Source organism: Rhizobium sp. R635, assembly GCF_002211285.1.
Classification (GTDB): Bacteria; Pseudomonadota; Alphaproteobacteria; order Rhizobiales; family Rhizobiaceae; genus Rhizobium.
In genome coordinates this window covers 180,546-198,030 of sequence record NZ_LOKX01000023.1, presented here as the reverse complement: position 1 = coordinate 198,030, position 17,485 = coordinate 180,546, and the positions used below count along the sequence as shown (strand labels likewise).

15 protein-coding genes and 1 pseudogene are annotated in these 17,485 nt (G+C 62.6%); 12 read left to right on the top strand and 4 right to left on the bottom strand.

The genetic code is table 11. The features are described from left to right. Positions 1-93: 93 nt before the first annotated feature. Positions 94-1,403 (bottom strand): annotated as a pseudogene (locus ATY78_RS17645) (ATPase, T2SS/T4P/T4SS family). A gap of 478 nt (positions 1,404-1,881) precedes the next feature. Between ATY78_RS17645 and ATY78_RS17635 the strand changes: the two are divergent. From ATY78_RS17635 to ATY78_RS17585, 11 genes are read left to right on the top strand one after another with little or no spacing between them, the layout of a single operon-like run. Then, positions 1,882-2,085, top strand: a complete 204-nt coding sequence (locus ATY78_RS17635; protein ID WP_088683600.1) for a hypothetical protein — start codon at positions 1,882-1,884, stop codon at positions 2,083-2,085. 13 nt (positions 2,086-2,098) lie between these two features. Then, positions 2,099-2,662, top strand: coding sequence for a prepilin peptidase (locus ATY78_RS17630; RefSeq protein ID WP_088683599.1), 564 nt, complete (start codon positions 2,099-2,101; stop codon positions 2,660-2,662). Positions 2,663-2,667: 5 nt separating this feature from the next. Then, positions 2,668-3,465: a TadE/TadG family type IV pilus assembly protein gene (locus ATY78_RS17625; protein ID WP_088683598.1), complete on the top strand. Its 798-nt coding sequence runs from the start codon at positions 2,668-2,670 to the stop codon at positions 3,463-3,465. Beyond that, positions 3,462-5,105 (top strand): Tad domain-containing protein, encoded by a 1,644-nt coding sequence (locus ATY78_RS17620; protein WP_088683597.1) that lies wholly within the window; start codon positions 3,462-3,464, stop codon positions 5,103-5,105. Before ATY78_RS17625 ends, ATY78_RS17620 begins: the two co-directional genes overlap by 4 nt. Next, a complete protein-coding gene (locus ATY78_RS17615; RefSeq protein ID WP_088683596.1) occupies positions 5,077-5,757 on the top strand; it encodes a TadE family protein in 681 nt (226 codons plus the stop codon). Before ATY78_RS17620 ends, ATY78_RS17615 begins: the two co-directional genes overlap by 29 nt. Before the next feature lies 1 nt (position 5,758). After that, positions 5,759-6,688, top strand: a complete 930-nt coding sequence (locus ATY78_RS17610; RefSeq protein ID WP_088683595.1) for a hypothetical protein — start codon at positions 5,759-5,761, stop codon at positions 6,686-6,688. Further along, positions 6,685-7,623 (top strand): RcpC/CpaB family pilus assembly protein, encoded by a 939-nt coding sequence (locus ATY78_RS17605; RefSeq protein ID WP_088683594.1) that lies wholly within the window; start codon positions 6,685-6,687, stop codon positions 7,621-7,623. The genes ATY78_RS17610 and ATY78_RS17605 overlap by 4 nt, the downstream gene beginning before the upstream one ends. Positions 7,624-7,645: 22 nt before the next feature. After that, positions 7,646-9,544, top strand: coding sequence for an ATPase, T2SS/T4P/T4SS family (locus ATY78_RS17600; RefSeq protein WP_088683593.1), 1,899 nt, complete (start codon positions 7,646-7,648; stop codon positions 9,542-9,544). A 45-nt stretch (positions 9,545-9,589) separates the two neighbouring features. Then, positions 9,590-10,453, top strand: a complete 864-nt coding sequence (locus tag ATY78_RS17595) for a type II secretion system F family protein (RefSeq protein ID WP_088683592.1) — start codon at positions 9,590-9,592, stop codon at positions 10,451-10,453. Further along, entirely contained in the window at positions 10,450-11,355 is a 906-nt protein-coding gene (locus ATY78_RS17590; protein ID WP_088683591.1) for a type II secretion system F family protein, read from the top strand. Before ATY78_RS17595 ends, ATY78_RS17590 begins: the two co-directional genes overlap by 4 nt. A 2-nt stretch (positions 11,356-11,357) precedes the next feature. Beyond that, entirely contained in the window at positions 11,358-12,233 is an 876-nt protein-coding gene (locus tag ATY78_RS17585) for an FHA domain-containing protein (RefSeq protein WP_088683590.1), read from the top strand. Positions 12,234-12,303: 70 nt separating this feature from the next. On the opposite strand, the gene ATY78_RS17580 is transcribed toward ATY78_RS17585, so the two are convergent. After that, the gene (locus ATY78_RS17580) at positions 12,304-12,702 is read right to left on the bottom strand and encodes a RidA family protein (protein WP_190237483.1); all 399 of its coding nucleotides are present in this window, start codon (positions 12,700-12,702) and stop codon (positions 12,304-12,306) included. A 154-nt stretch (positions 12,703-12,856) separates the two neighbouring features. Between ATY78_RS17580 and ATY78_RS17575 the strand changes: the two genes are divergently transcribed. Further along, positions 12,857-13,495, top strand: coding sequence for a TetR/AcrR family transcriptional regulator (locus ATY78_RS17575; protein ID WP_088683588.1), 639 nt, complete (start codon positions 12,857-12,859; stop codon positions 13,493-13,495). Between the two features lie 325 nt (positions 13,496-13,820). Here the strand turns inward: ATY78_RS17575 and ATY78_RS17570 are convergent, their stop codons facing one another. After that, positions 13,821-16,226 carry a serine/threonine protein kinase gene (locus tag ATY78_RS17570; RefSeq protein WP_088683587.1) on the bottom strand — a complete coding sequence of 802 codons (2,406 nt, stop codon included), beginning with the start codon at positions 16,224-16,226 and terminating at the stop codon, positions 13,821-13,823. Between the two features lie 41 nt (positions 16,227-16,267). Further along, complete coding sequence (locus ATY78_RS17565; RefSeq protein WP_088683586.1) at positions 16,268-17,479, bottom strand: serpin family protein; 1,212 nt, start codon at positions 17,477-17,479, stop codon at positions 16,268-16,270. Positions 17,480-17,485: the final 6 nt, after the last annotated feature.

Genomic DNA, 17,485 nt, shown 5'->3' with positions numbered 1-17,485 from the left:
CTGGCGCAAGAAGCGCCAGTAAACACCGGGGAAGGTAACTATGCTTGCCTCCCTCGACGCATCATGCCGGGCAGACAGTCCGCCAACAGGCTTTCAAGTCGTTGCCCGCGCGGCGGCTTCGGCCTTCATCCATTCCGCTCGCTCCGCACCTTGCAGCTCTTCCATCGCATCGGAAGCGAAGCTCGGCCCGACTCCGGTCCAGAGCAGGGCGCCATCGGAATTGGAATGACCGTCGCCTTCCAGCTTGTAGATGCTCTCGACGATATACTGGCCGTCGTCGTTGAGGCCCTTGATCTCGGAAATCTCGATCACCCGGCGTCTGCCGGTGCGCTTGAAGCGGGCGATCTGGACGACGACGTCGACGGCCGAGGCGATCTGGGCCCTGAGCGGCCGGAGCGGCATATCGATGTCGGACATCAGCGCCAGCGTCTCCAGCCGGTGCAGGGCATCGTAGGGTGTATTGGCGTGCACGGTCGAAAGGCTGCCGCTGTGGCCGGAGGTCATCGCCTGGATCATGTCGAGCGCCTCGCCGCCGCGGCATTCGCCGACAATGATGCGGTCGGGCCGCATGCGCAGGGACGAGCGGAACAGGTCGCGGATGCTGGCGCCGCCGCGGCCGAAACGGTCGGGCTTGGTCACTTCGAGATAGACCACGTGCTCCTTACGGATCTGCAGTTCCGAGGTGTCTTCGATGACGATGATGCGTTCGTGATCGGCAAAGGCTTCCGACAGCGCGTTCAGCATCGTCGTCTTGCCGGTGCCCGTGCCGCCGGAGATGATGACGTTCTTCTGCAGCCCGACGGCGGCCTGCAGCAGCGACAGCGACTCCTCGGTCAGGCTGCCCTGGGTAACGAGATCGCGGATGCTGCGATGCTCTTTCAGAAAGCGGCGAATGGAGATGCAGAGCCCGGTGCGGGCGGCCGGCGGCTGGATCATCTGCACGCGTGAACCATCCGGCAGACGGGCTTCCACGCTCGGCTCCTCCGGCGTCAGCCGCTTGCCGGAGAATTGCGCGATGCTGCGCGCGGCCGATTCCAGATCCTCGCGGCTGGCGAAGCGTGTATCGGCGCGTTCGAGCTTGCCTCGCCTTTCGACGAAGATGTCGGAGGTTCCGTTGATCAGGATTTCGGAAACGCTCGGGTCCTCGAGAAGGAAGCGGATCGGTCCCAAGAGCTTGTCCAGCGCCCGAGTCAGGACCTGGAAGGTCGCCTGTTCGGCGGCATCGTCAGAAACGGCCTTCATCAGAGCGGCATCCCGACAAGAACAGTGCTCATGCCGAACAGCGTTACCATCATCTGAACCGCGGTCGGAAAGAACATCATCAGTGGAATGAGGACCAATGCAAGTATCAAGACGCTGCTCATCGTTTCCATGTTCTTTCTCCGGAACGACTGAAGGGTCATGCCCAATATGTCCGATAAGCTTAATCCAGATCGCCAAGCAATGCCATGGGCGCGTTCCGCGCGGGCGGGTGAGATGGCTGCGCCGCCCAGGATATTCTATCGCCTTGAAAGGATTGGCCAATTATGGGGCAGTGGACGATATTGGGCCAAATCGCGGCAGGCTGCGCCTTTCGGGGTGAAAATTGAGCTAATTCAGATGATTAGCTAGAAATTATCCTTGTCGATTCCGTTTCAACAGGCAATGCCTCCAAGACAATTGGAACCCTTCGTTTCGTTTGCTTGACGGAGGGCTGGCCTTGGGCGCACTCTTGGGTCTTAATGGTGTTGCTCAACAAGCGTTGGCCACCGGGGAAGATAAACCGAAGCAGAAAATATCATTGAAACGAGCAACGTGCCGGTTCGAAACGATATCGTATTCTTGCTTTATCTTCACCAAGGTCTTCGATCCGAAACAAACTTGGGAACGAGGAATACGCAGATGTTTGAAAAATTCAAGACTCTCGCAATTGCACTTCACAAGGACGAGCGCGGCGACATGGCCCAGATCGTCCTGGCCGTCGCGCTGATCGTCATTCCGCTGATGCTGCTCCTGCTCGCATTCGGCAAACAGATCGGCGAGTGGTTCAACGAAAAGAACACGGCTCTCTCCGACGCCGAGAGAATTCCTGAGCCGGGCCAATAAGCGGATCCGTGTCATGGACATGACCTACGATCTGACCCAGATGCCTGCGGCGACGGCTCTTGCCGTCGCCTGCGCCACGACCGCGGCGGTGCTCGATCACCGCCATGGTCACATCCCGAACGCCGTGACCTATCCGTGTTTGCTGACCGGCTTCATGCTGGCAGCCATCAGCAGCGGTTCGGCAGGGATCGGCCTGGCTTTTGCCGGCCTGCTCGCTGCAGGCCTGATCTTCATCATCGCCTTCGCAGCCGGAAGCTGCGGCGGCGGCGATGTCAAGCTGATGGCGGCGCTCGGCGCCATTCTCGGCCTCTGGCCCGCCATCGACGTGATGCTCGCATCGCTGATGGTCGGCGGCGTCATCGCCGTTTTCTCGATGGCGCGAAGGGTTGACTGGAGCGCGCTGCTGCGGGCTGTCGGATTGTTCGCCCTGCTCCTGCCTGCCGGTTTCCGCAGCGCCGCTTCGGTGCTGAAGCCGCGCGAAACAGATCATACCGTCCGCTTCGGCGTCGCCGCAGCCCTCGGACTTCTCTGGTGCCTGTTCATACCTGATTTCACCCCTCTTGCCCTTGTGAGGTAACGGCAATGCGCCCTGAACTCGAACGCCCCACTTTCAACGGTGCCTTCTGGAGTTCGATCCTGCACTCGCGGACCTTCTGGATCCCCGAGGATCACGGCGCCCTCTTCGGTACCTTTGCGATCGCCCTCGTACTCTTCGCCTCGATGCTGCTGCTGCCGCGGCTTTCCGCCCGCCGGCGCCGGATATCGGAGCTTCACCGGGATGTGTCGGGCAGCACGACGATGATGGATTTCGTGCTCGTCACGCCGATCTTCGTCTTCTTCATGTTCGTGGTCTTCCAGTTTACGATCCTGGCGAAAAACCACCTCTTCACTCATTATGCCGCCTATGCGGCGGCGCGCAGCGCCCGCGTCTATTTCTGCCCGGCCCTGCCGATCACCATCCGGAGCATCATCGACCCGAAGACCTGCGATGACGATGCCGCCCCCGGCAAGGCCGATCTCGCCGCCCGTCTGGCGCTGATCCCGGCCGCCCCCTACGACCAGCTCAAATGCGTCGGCGCCTGCCAGCCGCCGGAAGAGGCGCTGAAGGCCCTTGCCGATGCGTCGGGCCTTTCGAAGAACTGGCGCGCCATGCGCAACCAGGCCCGTTACATGTTCGATCCGCAGAATGTGACCGTCACTGTCGATCGCGCGCCGATGGCACTCTATGCCGCCATCAGCCGCACTCCGCATGTGCCCGTCACCGCCAAGGTGGAAGCGCGTTTCCTGCTGCTCGAATATGCCGGCTGGGTCTTTGCCCGCGGCCAGAGGAAGGACGGGCGCTACTACACGATTTCGACGGCGGAGGTGAACCTGCTATGACACCGACCTTCATCAAACGTCTGCACCGCGACGATCGCGGATTCCTCTCGCCGATCATCCTCTACATGACGATCGCGCTCGCGCTGATGATCGTCTGGATCTTGAACACCGGCCAGATGATCTACGACAAGCAGCGCACGCAGGATACCGCCGACGCCGCCGCTCTCGTCCATGCCGACTGGGAAGCACGCTATCTCAACATCATGGCGATGAACAATGTCGCCTCCTCCCAGGCAACCGTTGTCATGGCGACGTCGGTCGCCTACCAGCTCACGACGGCGGAACTGGCCCTGCGCTCGGGTGTCATTCTGGCGAAGCTTGCCGAATATTCCTTCACGGAAGGCTTCGGGCCCGCATCCCTGCTGCCGCCGCTTCCGCCGATGCCCTATTGCCCCGGCTGGCAAAAGGTCCCGATCGTCGGCGGCATCATCTACGGCGCTTGCCTGGCGTTCCAGGGGTTCCGGGCGACCGAAGCCACCAAAGCACTTGCATATACGGTGGCGGCACAAGTCAAATACGATCCCTGGGGTCTCATCAACAAGTCCAGTGACATCATCGATGCGATGAACGACCTGAACGATTACCTCGTCGAAAGCTTCCCGCAGCGTGTCGGCAACGAAGCTCTGCATCTGGTGCGCTTGAATAAATCGGACCACGTCGTTTTCCATCCGCCGTGCGAAAACTGCGGCCAGGCTGGTGAAGGTGCCGGCGGCAACCTGCCGGTGGATCGCGATGGCGTCAATCCGGCCGCTGCCTATACCGAAATGTGCCTTGCCATGTCCTATGGCACCCAGGGACAAGATCCGCTCCTCATGCGCGGCGAGTTCGCCAATCGTGGCTTCCCCAACGGCAAGGGTCCGTTGACGGCAGGCGGTGTCGACGGCAGCCACATCCGCGACTGGGTCAACCACGAGAGCGGCATCGACGATCAGCTGGTGGAGTTCTACATCTTCTATGAAGCCTTCGGACCGGCCTATCTGAGCAAGATCCCGTTCAAGGCGATCGTTGAACAATGGGCCGGCGATCTCGGCTTTTGGGAAGAACTGGCGCTCGATGTCAGCTTCTGGCTCGCGGACAAGGTCTTCGGCGTCGGCTTCGGCATTACCAACCCCTTCCAGCTGCCGATCGATGTGCCGCCGCGCTATTCCGATGCGCAGACAAAAGACGAGAACGATTTCACCCGCAAGTTCGACATGATCTGGAATCAGGTCTGCGGTCCGGCGGGCGGCGCGATCTCCGTGGCCGGCGCCAGCCTGCCCGTCGTCTCCTTCCCGAAGCCCTACTGGCTGAAGGGGCGCATCCCGTTCAACTTCACGCCCTTCGGCGGCGACCAGCTTACCGATTACCAGACGCTGGCGGTCGTTTCGCGTGCGCCTCGCGCCAGGCTTCAGGTCCGCCTGTTCAAGGACAAGACGCCGTCCGCCTATGCGCTGGCGCAGAGCTGGGTCCATAATTACACGGCCTTCGATCTCTACACGCAGGACTGGCTTGCCTCGCTTGCGCCGGCAACACTCGCCGACGATATGGGCGCGGTTTCCAACACGATCAAACAAAGTCCGGCTGCCGATAGTTTCACCGGCCTGACGCGCGTCTTCGACCAGGGAGGAGCCAATGCCTGGGCTGCCGTCAACACACACTGAACATACGGGCGGCGCTCCGGCCGGCGGGCTGCTGATGCGGCTCCACAGCGACAGGCGCGGTCTTGCCTCGATCGAATTCGTGCTCGCCGCGCCGGTCATCCTGCTGATCGTGATTTTCGTCATCCATGCGAACAGGATCTCCACCAAGAAGGTCGGAACCATGCTCGCCATGCGCAATGCCGCCTTCGCCGAAGCCAATGGGCTGAATTGCACCTCCGACTTCTCGAACGCCTTTCCGATCCCGGCCTTGCCTGCCCTGCCGGGAGGAGACGCCATGAATTGCTCGCGTACACCTTCTCATGAGGGCGACGGCGATCCGCAGCGCACCTTCGTCTGGGACGACGTGCAGAATACGCTGAAGAGCGATGGTCGCGACTTCGGCGATATGGTCGGCGACCTCGCCAACGAGAAGCCGCAGTTGGTTACGGCAACGGCCGACCGTGTCTACAAATTCAGGGATTCCGACGATCTCGATACCATCCGGAGCATTCGCTGGAAGGATGCCTTCACGGTGGACGACTCGACGCTCTTTGCCTCGCACAACAACGACACCACGCGCCGCGGCTACGATCCGACGCTGCGCCGGGAGATCCGCGACGTGGCCAGCGACTCCGGCGATCTTTTCGACGGCGTCTTTCCGGGAGCGAAATGAGATGAGACAGGGCGCACGCATCTCCTTTCGTTTCGCCGGCCATCTCGCCGGCCTGGCGCTCGTCATCGGCCTTGCCGCCGTGGTTCTGGCCACGCCGGGCCGCGCCGAGGTCTACAAGGATTTCAGGGCGACGCTGAATTCGATGCTGGCCGGCATTCTCGGCTCTCCGGAGCGCGCGCCGCGCGATCTCGTCATCAACGGCCAGCCGCTGCAGTTCACGCCCTATCAGAGCGATCGCAGCATTTCCGATATCACCGACGAATGGCTGCGGGTCTTGGCTGCCAACACCCGGCCTGCCTTGCCGAAAAGCAGCGACAAGCAAGAACTGACCGCCGTCATCGCGGCCAACATGCTGATCGTCCCGAGGACGAGCCGCGTCCGCGACGATCTCGCCGTGGTCGTGCGCTTCTTCGATGGCGACGGCGAGGCCGCGCTCGACTATCTCAGGCGGCAAGATCCGAACAATCCTTCGGCGAGAGCGCCGATCCCGGGCGTCTCGATCATGATCCGCCGTCCCGCCGATGCGCCGACGACCGAGGTGCTGATGAGCCGCTTCGACGATGTCGCGGCGACGCTCCCTGCCTTTGCGGCTCCCGCCGATGTCAGCAGACTGCCGCCGTCACTGCGCCCGCCGGCGGGCGTCGAAGTGCTGAGCGATATCGGTGATCGCGACAAGGGCCACATGTCGCGCACGGTGGTGTCGAAAGGCACGCTGTCCGCCGCGCGCTGGTCGGATGCGCGCGCCGATCTTCTGGCCCGCGACGGTTTCACCATCGAGACGCCGCCGGCCCAGCGCGGCAGAGTGACCGCCCTTTATGGCCGGCGCGGCAGCGTCGAGGCTAACGTTCTCTATACCAGCAGCAAAAGCGACGGCAGGACCGTCGAGGTCATTCAAATCAGGCAACCCTTCGTCGAAGGAATAACACCATGAACTGGAAGCTCATTGCGGCTGTCATCGTCGGGCTCATCACGGGCGTTCTGCTGTATTTCTGGACCGAGAGCGTCAAGAACGAGCAGACGGCCTATGCCTTCATGCGGCTCCAGCCTGACAGGAAGGTCACGAGGGGACAGGCGATCACGCCCGACATGCTCGCCGAACCGGTCATGCTGCCGGAAAGCTTCGGGCCGCTCGCCAAGCTCGCCGTGCCTGCTGCAAGCGCCTATCAGGAATGGCTGAAGGACAGGACGGCTGCCGCAGACATTCCGGCCGGTTCCGTGCTGCTTTTCCAATATTTCGACGATGCCGACGGCGGTCGCCTGACGACGATGATCGCGCCCGGCAAGCGTGCTTTGACCCTTCCCGTCAACGCGGCCGCAGCGGTTGGCCACTTCGTCGAGCCGGGCAGCTATGTCGATATCCTCGGTACGGTCGATGAGCCGGTCGAGCCCGTGGCGCCTGCCGCCGCGACCCAGCCTGGAGCCCCCGGCCAGCCTCCTGCCGTTCCCGGTCAGGCGCCTGTTGCCGCCGGGCAGCCGCAGGCTCCGACCCAGCCGCAGTCGCCGGTCGAGCAGATGCTGAAGAACTATCTGACCCAATATCCCGGCGCCGACGAGAACGATGTCAACGCTTACCGCAAGCAGGCGCAGGACTATAGGCTCGGTATCAGCTCGCGCACCCGCGTCGTTACTCGTACCTTCCTGCAAAATGTCAAAGTGCTGGCCGTTGGCGCCGCGACGACTGCCGAGGGTGCCATCACCAAGGCCAATAGCACCTACAATAACGTGACCGTCGAAGTGACGCCGTCGGAAGCCGAAATGCTGATTTTTGCCCTTGGCCAGTCGAACGGCAGCCTGAACCTCGTGCTGCGCAATCCCGCCGACAACAGTGTCGAGGACCTGCCGAGCATCAACTGGACGCGCATGTGACGGCCGCGTGAGGGAGTGAGCCATGCTGTTGAAGATTTCCTATGAGGACGGCAGCGGACGGGAGGTGATCCCGCTCTCCTCGAATGAGACCTATTTCGTCGGCGAAAGCAGCACGCTTTCGCTGCCCGCCGGCGCCGGTGTCGTGCGTCTGCGCGGCAGCCATGTTTCCTCACCGCAATTCGTGCTGCGGAAATCCGGCCAGGGCTGGTCGGTGCAGCATCACGGCCGCAATCCGACGCGGGTCGACGACCAGCCGCTCAGGGCCGGCACGCCGGTCGCGGTATCGGCCGGCATGTCGATCTGGGTGCCGAACGTCACGATCGAACTCGTCGAGCCGGCTGCGGCACCCGAAGCGGTGACGCAGTTTCCCGATCAGGAACGCGTGCTCGCCCTGCAGATGGAAATTCACGAGCGCCTGCTGAAGGACACGCAATACGACCGGCTGGTGAAATCCTCCGATTTCGGCCGCGAGGAGACGCGAAGCCGCATTCGCGAACGCCTGGACATGTTCATCAAGGAAGCGTTGGACAGCGCGCCACAGGATCTCGTCGTCCTCGTCATCAGGAACGCTGTCTATCGCTGGCTTGCCAAACGCATCGCCCGTACGACGCGGCGCGACGCCTCGTCGAATGCGGCAGCTCTGATCCGCGAGGAGCAGGACAATCGCCGCCTCTTCGATGTCGGCAAAGCGCTGATCTCGGCCTTGCAGCTCAAGCTCAATTTCGAGTCCACCCGCTCGGACTTCGCCCAGCTCGACACGCGTTTCAGCGCTGCCTTTCAGGCCAGGCAGGCGCTTTTCAACGCGGGCGACCGTTACGAGATCGCCCATACGCACCTGCGCTCCAATATCGAAGAACTGATGTACCGCTGGGGCACGATCTCGGAACTCATGGATCTCGACGTCATCTCGGAAATCATGGTGACGCGCTATGACGAGATCTACGTCGAGAAATTCGGCCTGCTGGAGCGATATCCCTTCGCCTTCGCCAACGAGCGGCAACTGATGAAGGTGATCGAGCGCATCGCCGTCGATTCCAACCGCTCGATCAACGAGAGTGAGGCGATGGCCGACTTCCGCATGCCTGACGGCTCGCGCGTCAACGCCGTCATTCCGCCGCTGGCGGTCAGAGGCGCCTGCCTCACCATCCGCAAATTCGGCGGCAAGTCGCGGCTCGATATCAGCAAGCTCGTTACGGCAGGTGCGCTCAGCGAGCCGATGCGCGCCTTCCTGGAGGCGGCCGTGCGCGCCCGCAAGAACATCGTCGTTTCTGGCGGCACCGGTTCCGGCAAGACGACGCTCTTGAACAGCCTGTCGCAGTTCATCCCTGTCGGCGAGCGCGTCGTCGCCGTCGAAGACACGTCCGAACTGCAGCTTGACGGCATCCATGTCGTCTATCTGCAATCGCGGCCGAAGACGGCGGAGTCGGAGACGAGCGTCACCATCCGCGACCTCGTTCGCAATGCGCTGCGCATGCGCCCCGACCGCATCATCGTCGGCGAGTGCCGCGGCGCGGAGGCGATCGACATGCTGCAGGCGATGAACACCGGCCATGCCGGCTCGATGACGACGGCGCACGCCAACACGCCGCAGGACATGATGACCCGCCTGGAGGTGATGGTGCTGCAGGGCCAGAGCTCGCTGCCCGTCACGGCGATCCGCCAGCAAATCGTCGCCGCCGTCGAACTCGTCGTGCAATTGAACCGCCTGGAGAACGGCCGGCGCGCCATCACCGAGATATCGGAGGTGATAGGCATCGATCCGGATACCGGCCTCGTCATCGTCGAGCCGATCTTCAATCTCGTCGGCCGCGCCGGCGGGCAGGCGGTGCATGCCTTCACCGGGTACCTGCCGACCTTCGTCGCGGAACTCGTTGAATTCGGAGAGAACGGCGAGATCAAGAAACTCGATATGTTCGTCTAGGGTGGCTCAGGTTTTCGCGGAATCTTTTGTTTTTAGGGGGAAGCCATGGATATCAGCATTCTGCAGATTTTTACGGTCGCCCTCGGCGCGGTGACGGCGGGGCTGCTCGTCTGGGGAGCGCCGGTGCGCTGGCCGGCGCCGCTTCTGCGCGCGACCGAACGAGATATCGCGCTCGCCAGCGAAGCGGCGCAGGTATTCGGGCGCGACGCCGTTCCGCCCTATACGATGATCCTTGCCTACGGCATCACGGCGATCGTCGTCTTCGCGATCATCTCGCTGATCTTCGGGCCGATCTTCGGCATCGTCGTCGCGATCCCGGTCGCCTTCTTCCTGCCCAAGGCGATGATCCGCTATTTCCTGCAGCGCCGCTGGCTGCAGATAGAATCCCAGCTTCCCTACGCCGTCGACCAGATCGTCTCGGCGGTGCGCACCGGCAAACCGCTCGCCGTCGCCGTCAATGCGGTCGCCGATACCGGCCAGATGCCGGCCTCGCGCGAATTCGAGCGCATCGCCCGCGAGCAGAAGCTCGGCATCGGCCTGGTCGAGGCGCTGGATCGCCACGGCCGCAACGTGCCGAGCCTGCATTTCAAGATGGTCGATGCCGCGCTTGGGCTCTTTGCCCGCCAGGGCGGCGACATTTCCGAGCCGCTGACGGAAATGTCGAAATCGTTCAAGGAAATCTGGAAGCTCGACCAGAAGATCACGACCTCTTCGTCGCAGGCGCGCATGAACTTCCGCGTCGTCAACGGCGGCGCGCTCTTCATGATCCTGATGATCTTCTTCGGCCAGCCGGAGTTGATCGACAAGGTGTTCGGCAACGCCATCGGCATCGTCATCGCGATCGTCGGCGCCATTCTCTATGCCACCGGCTTCTTCTGGATGCGCTCGATGATGAAGGTGTCGGTATGATGTCGCAAATTCCTCTTGGCCCCATCGCCATCGTTTTTGCCGGCATTACGGCGGCACTCTTCGTCTGGTGGCTCGGCGATCTGCTCGGCAGCATCCAGGTCGTACGCCGCAGCGCGGGCGGCGATGGCCCGCCGCCGAATATCGTCGACAGCATCGGCATGCGCACGCCTGTTGAATTCGTGCTGAGGCATTTCGAGCCGGTGCTCGCCGATTTCGGCGCGCAGCTCGAACAGAAACTGATCTATGGCGGCCGGCCTTTCGGCGGCGTGACGGGGCGGGAATATATCGCGCTCCTCGTCGTCCTGAGCCTCTTCGGCTTCGTCCTGCTCGGCCTGCTGTTCGGCATTGCGAGCGGCAGCGTGATCGGCGGGCTTGCTGCCGGCCTGATCCTCGGCTTCATCCCTGCCATCTATTTCTGGGTCGTCGCCGACGACAAGATGCAGGACCGCAAGGAACGCATCTCGCGCGAATTTCCCTATTTCCTCGATCTTGTCGTCATGACGCAGCAGGCGCAGGCTACCCTGCCGGAAAGCCTGAGGCTCTACGCCGAGGCTGCCCCCGGCACCGTGATGAGCGAGGAAATCGAACAGACGCTGAAGGACGTGGCGCTCGGCACCGGCATGATCGAGGCGCTGCAACGCCTGGAGGCCCGCATGACCGCCGAGGAGGTGGTGCGTGTCATCCGCGCCGTGATCCAGGGTGAGGTCGAGGGCAGCAACCGTGTCGAGCTGTTGCGCGAACACGCGCGCGACCTGCGATTCCGTCGCTGGGAGAAGGCGGACAGGGCCAGTGAAAAGCTGAAAGCCAAGATCGTCATGCCGGCGATGATGATCGTCGTCGCGATCCTTCTCCTGGTGCTGGCGCCGGCAATTGTCGAGATGATGTCGAGTGGGATGTTCTGATCATGGTCTTTTCCTTCTTTCGCGGAAACAAACCAAGCCTTCTGCAGACCGGCCCTGGCGGCCAGAGCCGCAGTCACGTGCTCGACCGGCCGGAAATGTCGATCGGCCGGGCCGGCAATGCCGATATCGTCGTCGACGATCCCTTTCTGGCGCCGATCCATGCGCGCATCGAACGGCAGAGCGACGGCGGCTTCATCATACGCCGGATGGGACTGAACCCGATCATGCTGCGCGGCGAGGCGCTGCTGCAGACCGCTTCGCTGAAAACCGGCGACAGCTTCCGTCTCGGCAAGGATGTCGAATTCCAGTTTCTGGAGAAGGCGCCCGCCAAGGAGGCGCTGAAGAAGGAGGCGGCCAAGACAACCGACGGCAAGCCGAAGAAGCCGCTGCTCAAGCAGCCGGCCTTCCTCGCCGGCATGGGTGTCGCCTATCTCGCCATCGTCGGCATCGTCGCCTACGTGATCCTCTCCGATAGCGGCAGCGCGGACGGCGGCCCGACTGCCGAGCGCATCCACGCGGAAGCCGCCCGCATCCCGACATGCATCAAGAACGCCCGGCGCATGCGCCAGGTTTCCGAGCAGAGCTTCAACGGCGCGGTCGGCGGCCGCGTCGGCCGCGACGGCGATGCGACCTATGCCGCCCTTTCGCTGGCAACAGAACCCGCCGACGACGCCGCACTGGCGAAAGCCGCCGAGCCGATCGTCGAGGCCTACAAACGCACTGCACTCGCGGCCCTCGCCTCGGAAACCCGCGGCAACAACACGCTGGCGCAGAGCCTCTACCAGCAGACCTACGATCTCGTGCCCGACATCAACTGCCCCGCCGCGCGTTTCGCGCTGCAGCGGCGGGCGGCGGTGAAGCCGCCGGCGCGGCGGTGATGCTGGTTCTACACGTTGTTTGCTGGCAAACAGGCTTGCTCGTCATCGGCCGGACGAGCCGGTGGCGATATTACGGACCTGCCGGAATGCGGGCGATGACCTTTATCTCGAAGTCGAAGCCGGCGAGCCAGTTTACGCCAAGCGCAGTCCAGTTCGGATAGGGCGGCTTGCTGAAAATCTCCTGCTTGACCGCCAGGATGGTTCCGAACTGGTTTTCAGGATCGGTGTGGAAGCTGGTGACGTCGACGATATCATCGACCGTGCAGCCCGCGGCGCTCAGCGTGGCCTTTAGATTTTCAAAGGCGAGCCGCACCTGGCGTTCGAAATCCGGTTCCGGGGTTCCATCGGAACGGCTGCCGACCTGCCCTGATACGAACAGCAGATCACCGGATCGGATCGCGGCGGAATAGCTGTGCTCCTCGTAAAGGGCGTGCCTGCCGGCAGGAAAGATTGCTTCGCGTTGGGGCATTCTGATCTCCCTTTGTTGTTGGTGACGGCAGATGAGAGCGGAGTCGTGCTTCACAAGCTCGCTCTTCATTTGATATACGGTGCGTATGTGAAATAATGGCATACGCTTCGTATGTCAAGTTCATATACGCTCGGTATGTGAATTGGAGGTTTGAATGGGCAAAACGCGCAGCGAAACGATGCAGGAAAACCGCGCCAAATTGATAGCGGCGGCGCGCAAGGCTTTTGCCGAAAAAGGGTACGCCTCGGCGTCGATGGACGAGCTGACGGCGGATGCTGGCCTGACACGCGGGGCGCTTTACCACAATTTCGGAGACAAGCGCGGGCTCCTGGCGGCGGTCGTCGACCAGATCGACACCGAAATGGCGGCGCGCGCCAAAGAGATCGGAGCCCGGGCTGATAACGATTGGGAGGGCCTGCTCGCAGAGGGTGCGGCCTATATCGAGATGGCGCTCAATCCGGAAGTCCAGCGCATCGTTCTGCTCGACGGGCCTGCGGTATTGGGTGACCCCTCGCAGTGGCCCAGCCAGAACAATTGTCTACAGGTGACCAAAAGCGCTGTGGAGCGGCTCATCGCACGAGGCATCCTCAAGCCGCTTGACGCGGAGGCGGCGGCCCGGCTGCTCAGCGGGGCGGCCCTCAATGCCGCTCTCTGGATTGCCGCGAGCGAAAACCCGCAAAGCGTATTGCCGAAGGCGGTCGAGGCCTTTCAAGCCTTGGCGGCTGGTCTGCTTGCGGAGCGTTTCGGAATACGGACACCTAAGCAGCGCCGACTACATGAACCAAGAGGTTGAGGCCGTTAAAGCCTAGCCCTTTGAATTGTGAGCGCGATTTCCGCAAGCGTCCCAAGCGCCAAAGCTATTGCTATAACGTACACGCCCTGATCAATTGCATCGCCTGTAGTGGTATTGCCCAAGTAGCGGGGGACGAAGACTTCAGGCGGTCCAATAAATCCGGCTGCGATTGCAAATGCAACACCGACCCTGAATACGGCAAATATTAACGTGAGAATCGCAGCATAACGAGTTGCGTGTGAGAAAAACAACGTGGCCCCCAAATATTTATACCAATACCTGTCGCATTGATCTCAGAAAATCGCCACTGGACATGGTTGCTCGCTCACCGCAATTCCGCGGTAACCCGGAAGATGCCCCCCGCCGACGCATCCGAGCAGACCACGAAGGTCGAGCCCTCCTGCGCCATGAAGGCGACGTTGCCGCCGGCTTCGCAGGGGGTGGCGCTCCATTGCAGGATGATGTCGCCGTTATCCGGGAGCTTTTCCGTCGGGATTTTCGCCGCACTTGCCATCCATTCCGTCGCCGACGGCAGGTGGACGGGTGCGTTCAGTTGCTTCGACAGCCAGGCGGTATAGTTCTGCGCCACGGCGAGCGGCACGTCGTCGGCCGGCTGCTGCGGATTGTCGGCATAGGCCTGGGCGGCGGCGGGGTCGGAGTTGGCGGTGTAATATTCCGCCATCTCGGCGCGGGTGACGGCTCTCGTCTGCATGCAGAAGGACTTTTCCACCTTAACTGCGCCGTTGGCAACGCCGAGCATGCCGCCAAGCTCCTGCAAGGAGGAGGTCATCAGCCTGACATTGTCGAGAGGATAGTTTCCCGCCGGGACGGTCTCAAAGGCAAGCTTCGGCGAAACGGGGCAGAAACCGCGCGCCGACAGCGCTTCGAGATCGGCAAGGATCGGCTGGTAGGCTGCGATGGCGAGCTTATAGGCCTCGGCGGTGTAGCGGCCATCGGCTTCGCCGAGCTTCGGCTGGATTGCCGTAAGCGTCGGATCGGCGGCACCAGCCCGCGTCTCGATCGAGGTATAGAGGTCGGCGACCTTCTGCTTCAGCGCCGTCGCCTCGTCCTTGGCCGCCATGACATCGGCGATCAGCGCGTCGAACAGCTTAGTCGCATCGCCATAGCCTGCCATGGCCGCCGGCATCTGCCATTGCTCGCCCTTGGTCTTGGCGTCCGCCATCAGCCCGTTCGCCTTGGTAAAGTCGGGGCTATCGCCGGCGCCGACGCGGTTGGCGGTGTCGCGCTTGGCCGCCGCGTCCTTTTCCGCTGCCGTGAGCGCGTTGAGCGCCTTGGCGAGGTCGTCGAAACCAGTCTTGGCTGCGTCGTAGCCGCCGACCGCGCCGTGCATCTGCTGGGCGGCCGCGCTGTCGGCGGCGGCCTTCATTTTCGTGTCGGCTTCGGCAAAAGCCGGAGCCTTGTCGCCGCCTGCGGCGGAAGCTGCGGCCCTCGCCTTCTCGGCATTTTCCTTCGAAATGGCGATCAGCGCCTTGCCGAGGCTGATGGCGGCTTTCTGGTAGCCCGGAAGCGCCTGCTCATAGTCTTCGTCTTTCAGCAGCGCATCGGCGGATGTTAGCGCCGTTGCGCCCGTGTCGTAGGAAAGCTTCGCCTCGTCACTGGCCGGACGCTCCGGCGCCTTGGCGGCGATTGCCTTCTCCTTGCGGCTTTCGGCCTCTTTCTTCCAGGTGCCGACATCGGCGACGAGTTTCGGGTCCGGCGCCAGCAGTTTCGGGATGGTGACGACGCCGACCCCGATGCAGATCAGCACCAATGCGCCGATCATCGCGAGCTTGGCAGGCGTCCACTTCTTCGGCTTCGGCGCTTCCGGCTGCTGCGGCATGCCGCCGCGCGGATCCCATGTCATCGCCTGCAGGCCCGTCGTCACACGGGTATATTCGCCGAGCGCATCGGCGCCCATGCGCGGGCGGGCGGCGGGGTCGCGGCTCAGCATCCTTTCGATCAGGCTGGCAAGCCCCTCGGGGAAGCCGGGGATCAGCACGTCGAGGCGTGGGAAGATATTGGAAGGGTCGAGATGGATATTCTTCCAGCTCTGCTCGCGCTGGTGTTCGTCCTCCCAGACCATGACGCTGTCGAAGACGCTGGCATAGGTCTGGCGCGGCAGGAAGAGCTTGTAGGCGATCATGCCCATCGCATAGATATCGAGCGCCGCGGAGGCGGAGAAGGTGCCGCTCGCATAGATCTCCGGCGCGCCGAATTCCGGCACGTAGGGCGGGATGATGTGCTCGCCGATTTTGGAAATCAGGTGCAGGTTGCCGATCCTGACCGAGAGGCCGGAATAATCCTCCGATACGTAGATGCACTGGTCCGTCAGCGCATTGTGGGCGTAGCCGGCGCCATGCAGCGTCGCCAGCCCCTCCAGGATGTGGCGGCCGATTTCGACGGCGCGATCGTGCGCCACCATCTCTACTTCGTCGAGATACTGGTGCAGCGTCTTCGACGGCCGCTTTTCGACGATATAGAAATTGTCGTCTTCCGGCGATGGAGGGATGAGGTCCTCGATTTCGACGAAACGCCGCGCGGTCAGCGATTTCGCCTCGTTGACCGAGGTCCAGACCCGCTCGAAACGGGCTTTGTCCAGTTTCAGCGCCACATCGGGCGCGACGATGAAGACCGAACGGTCCATTCGCTTATCCTCGGCGGGATAGACGATGAACTCGTTCTCATAGACCGGCTCGCCGATCGTGTAGCGGGCGATCAGATCACTTCTCATGCACTTGTCCCCCTGCGATCATCTTATGTCTGAAACGATTGCTATTCGCCTGCCAGTAATGGATCGCCGATAAGGCCTGCGGCCAAGAGCAGGCCGGTCTTGGTATCCCGAAGCGCGAAGGCGAAGCGGGCATCGGCCATCACGCGCACGAGTTTCGGATCGATGCTCCGCTCGGTGATCACGGCCGTTGCCGCCGCCGCTTCCGTGCCGTTTTCGTCGACCTTGATCATCGTCTTCTGCAGGACGCGTGACAAGCTTATGTTTTCCTTGGTAAACCCTGGAAAGGCCGCATCCTTGGCCTTTTCAGGCGCCAGTCCCATCGCATCGAGTACCGGCATCAAATCACGCCCATCGTTCAGCGAAAAGCGGGGAAGGAAGATTTCGCCCTTGCAGGGTTCGAATTTCTCGCCCTGAAGCCAGGAGGCAAGGGCCTTCAGGTCGGAACCGCCGACGCCCTTGCCGGAGCGCGCCGCGATCACGACCATGCGGTAAGTCTCGCCCGCATAGGCAAGGTCGACGGCGGCGAAATTGTCGTCGAAGCGGAATTTCTGCCCGTCGCCGGCAAGATGCATCATCGGAACCGAGGTCGTCGAACCATCAGGCCGCCGGAAGGGAGCCGCGGGGCTCTGAGCCTCGAAAGAGGTTTTCCAGCGGGCCTTGAAGGAGAGCGCGCCGAGGCTGATGAAGCCGCCGCCGGGCGGCGCATCGAGGATCGCCGGAATGGCGTCCCGCGTCGCCTGCCTGACCCAGCCATTGATGTGCTCGACGGATTTCGGTCCGTCCAGATCCTCGATCGTGGGTTTGATGCGGTGGCCGGCGAGCATGGAAAGCGCATCGGGGGCGAGCACCAGCTTGTCGTCGAAGACGATCGTGACCCCGGTCGCGAGCGGCGCATCCGCGGTGGGCGGCGTCTCGGAGGTCATCGCGTCGAGCACCTTCTCCGGTCCCTTCGCCGAACCGCCGAAGCCGAGGCCTTTGGCGATCGCCGCCTTGCCTTCCTCCGAGGCGCCGAGGCTCGCAAGACCAAGTGCCGCGGCAAGGCTTGCCGGCGAGACCATGATGTTTGCCGCCCCTTCCTTCGCCAGCGTGCGGTCGATCAGATCGGCGGCAAGCCCGGCCTGCGCGGCAAGGATCGTCTTGCTGTCAGAGGCCTCGCCGGCGTGCGCGGGTGCGAGTGCCATCAGGGAAGCGGCTAGAGCAATTCCAGCAAACGTGCGCAGCTCGAGCCCCGCCAGCAGGATGGATTTCGACATGGTTCG

Bases quoted from the DNA above. Each gene is read 5' to 3' on its own strand.
- ATY78_RS17635 (WP_088683600.1), top strand. From the start codon at position 1,882: ATGTTTGAAAAATTCAAGACTCTCGCAATTGCACTTCACAAGGACGAG.
- ATY78_RS17630 (WP_088683599.1), top strand. From the start codon at position 2,099: ATGGACATGACCTACGATCTGACCCAGATGCCTGCGGCGACGGCTCTT.
- ATY78_RS17625 (WP_088683598.1), top strand. From the start codon at position 2,668: ATGCGCCCTGAACTCGAACGCCCCACTTTCAACGGTGCCTTCTGGAGT.
- ATY78_RS17620 (WP_088683597.1), top strand. From the start codon at position 3,462: ATGACACCGACCTTCATCAAACGTCTGCACCGCGACGATCGCGGATTC.
- ATY78_RS17615 (WP_088683596.1), top strand. From the start codon at position 5,077: ATGCCTGGGCTGCCGTCAACACACACTGAACATACGGGCGGCGCTCCG.
- ATY78_RS17610 (WP_088683595.1), top strand. From the start codon at position 5,759: ATGAGACAGGGCGCACGCATCTCCTTTCGTTTCGCCGGCCATCTCGCC.
- ATY78_RS17605 (WP_088683594.1), top strand. From the start codon at position 6,685: ATGAACTGGAAGCTCATTGCGGCTGTCATCGTCGGGCTCATCACGGGC.
- ATY78_RS17600 (WP_088683593.1), top strand. From the start codon at position 7,646: ATGCTGTTGAAGATTTCCTATGAGGACGGCAGCGGACGGGAGGTGATC.
- ATY78_RS17595 (WP_088683592.1), top strand. From the start codon at position 9,590: ATGGATATCAGCATTCTGCAGATTTTTACGGTCGCCCTCGGCGCGGTG.
- ATY78_RS17590 (WP_088683591.1), top strand. From the start codon at position 10,450: ATGATGTCGCAAATTCCTCTTGGCCCCATCGCCATCGTTTTTGCCGGC.
- ATY78_RS17585 (WP_088683590.1), top strand. From the start codon at position 11,358: ATGGTCTTTTCCTTCTTTCGCGGAAACAAACCAAGCCTTCTGCAGACC.
- ATY78_RS17580 (WP_190237483.1), bottom strand. From the start codon at position 12,702: ATGCCCCAACGCGAAGCAATCTTTCCTGCCGGCAGGCACGCCCTTTAC.
- ATY78_RS17575 (WP_088683588.1), top strand. From the start codon at position 12,857: ATGGGCAAAACGCGCAGCGAAACGATGCAGGAAAACCGCGCCAAATTG.
- ATY78_RS17570 (WP_088683587.1), bottom strand. From the start codon at position 16,226: ATGAGAAGTGATCTGATCGCCCGCTACACGATCGGCGAGCCGGTCTAT.
- ATY78_RS17565 (WP_088683586.1), bottom strand. From the start codon at position 17,479: ATGTCGAAATCCATCCTGCTGGCGGGGCTCGAGCTGCGCACGTTTGCT.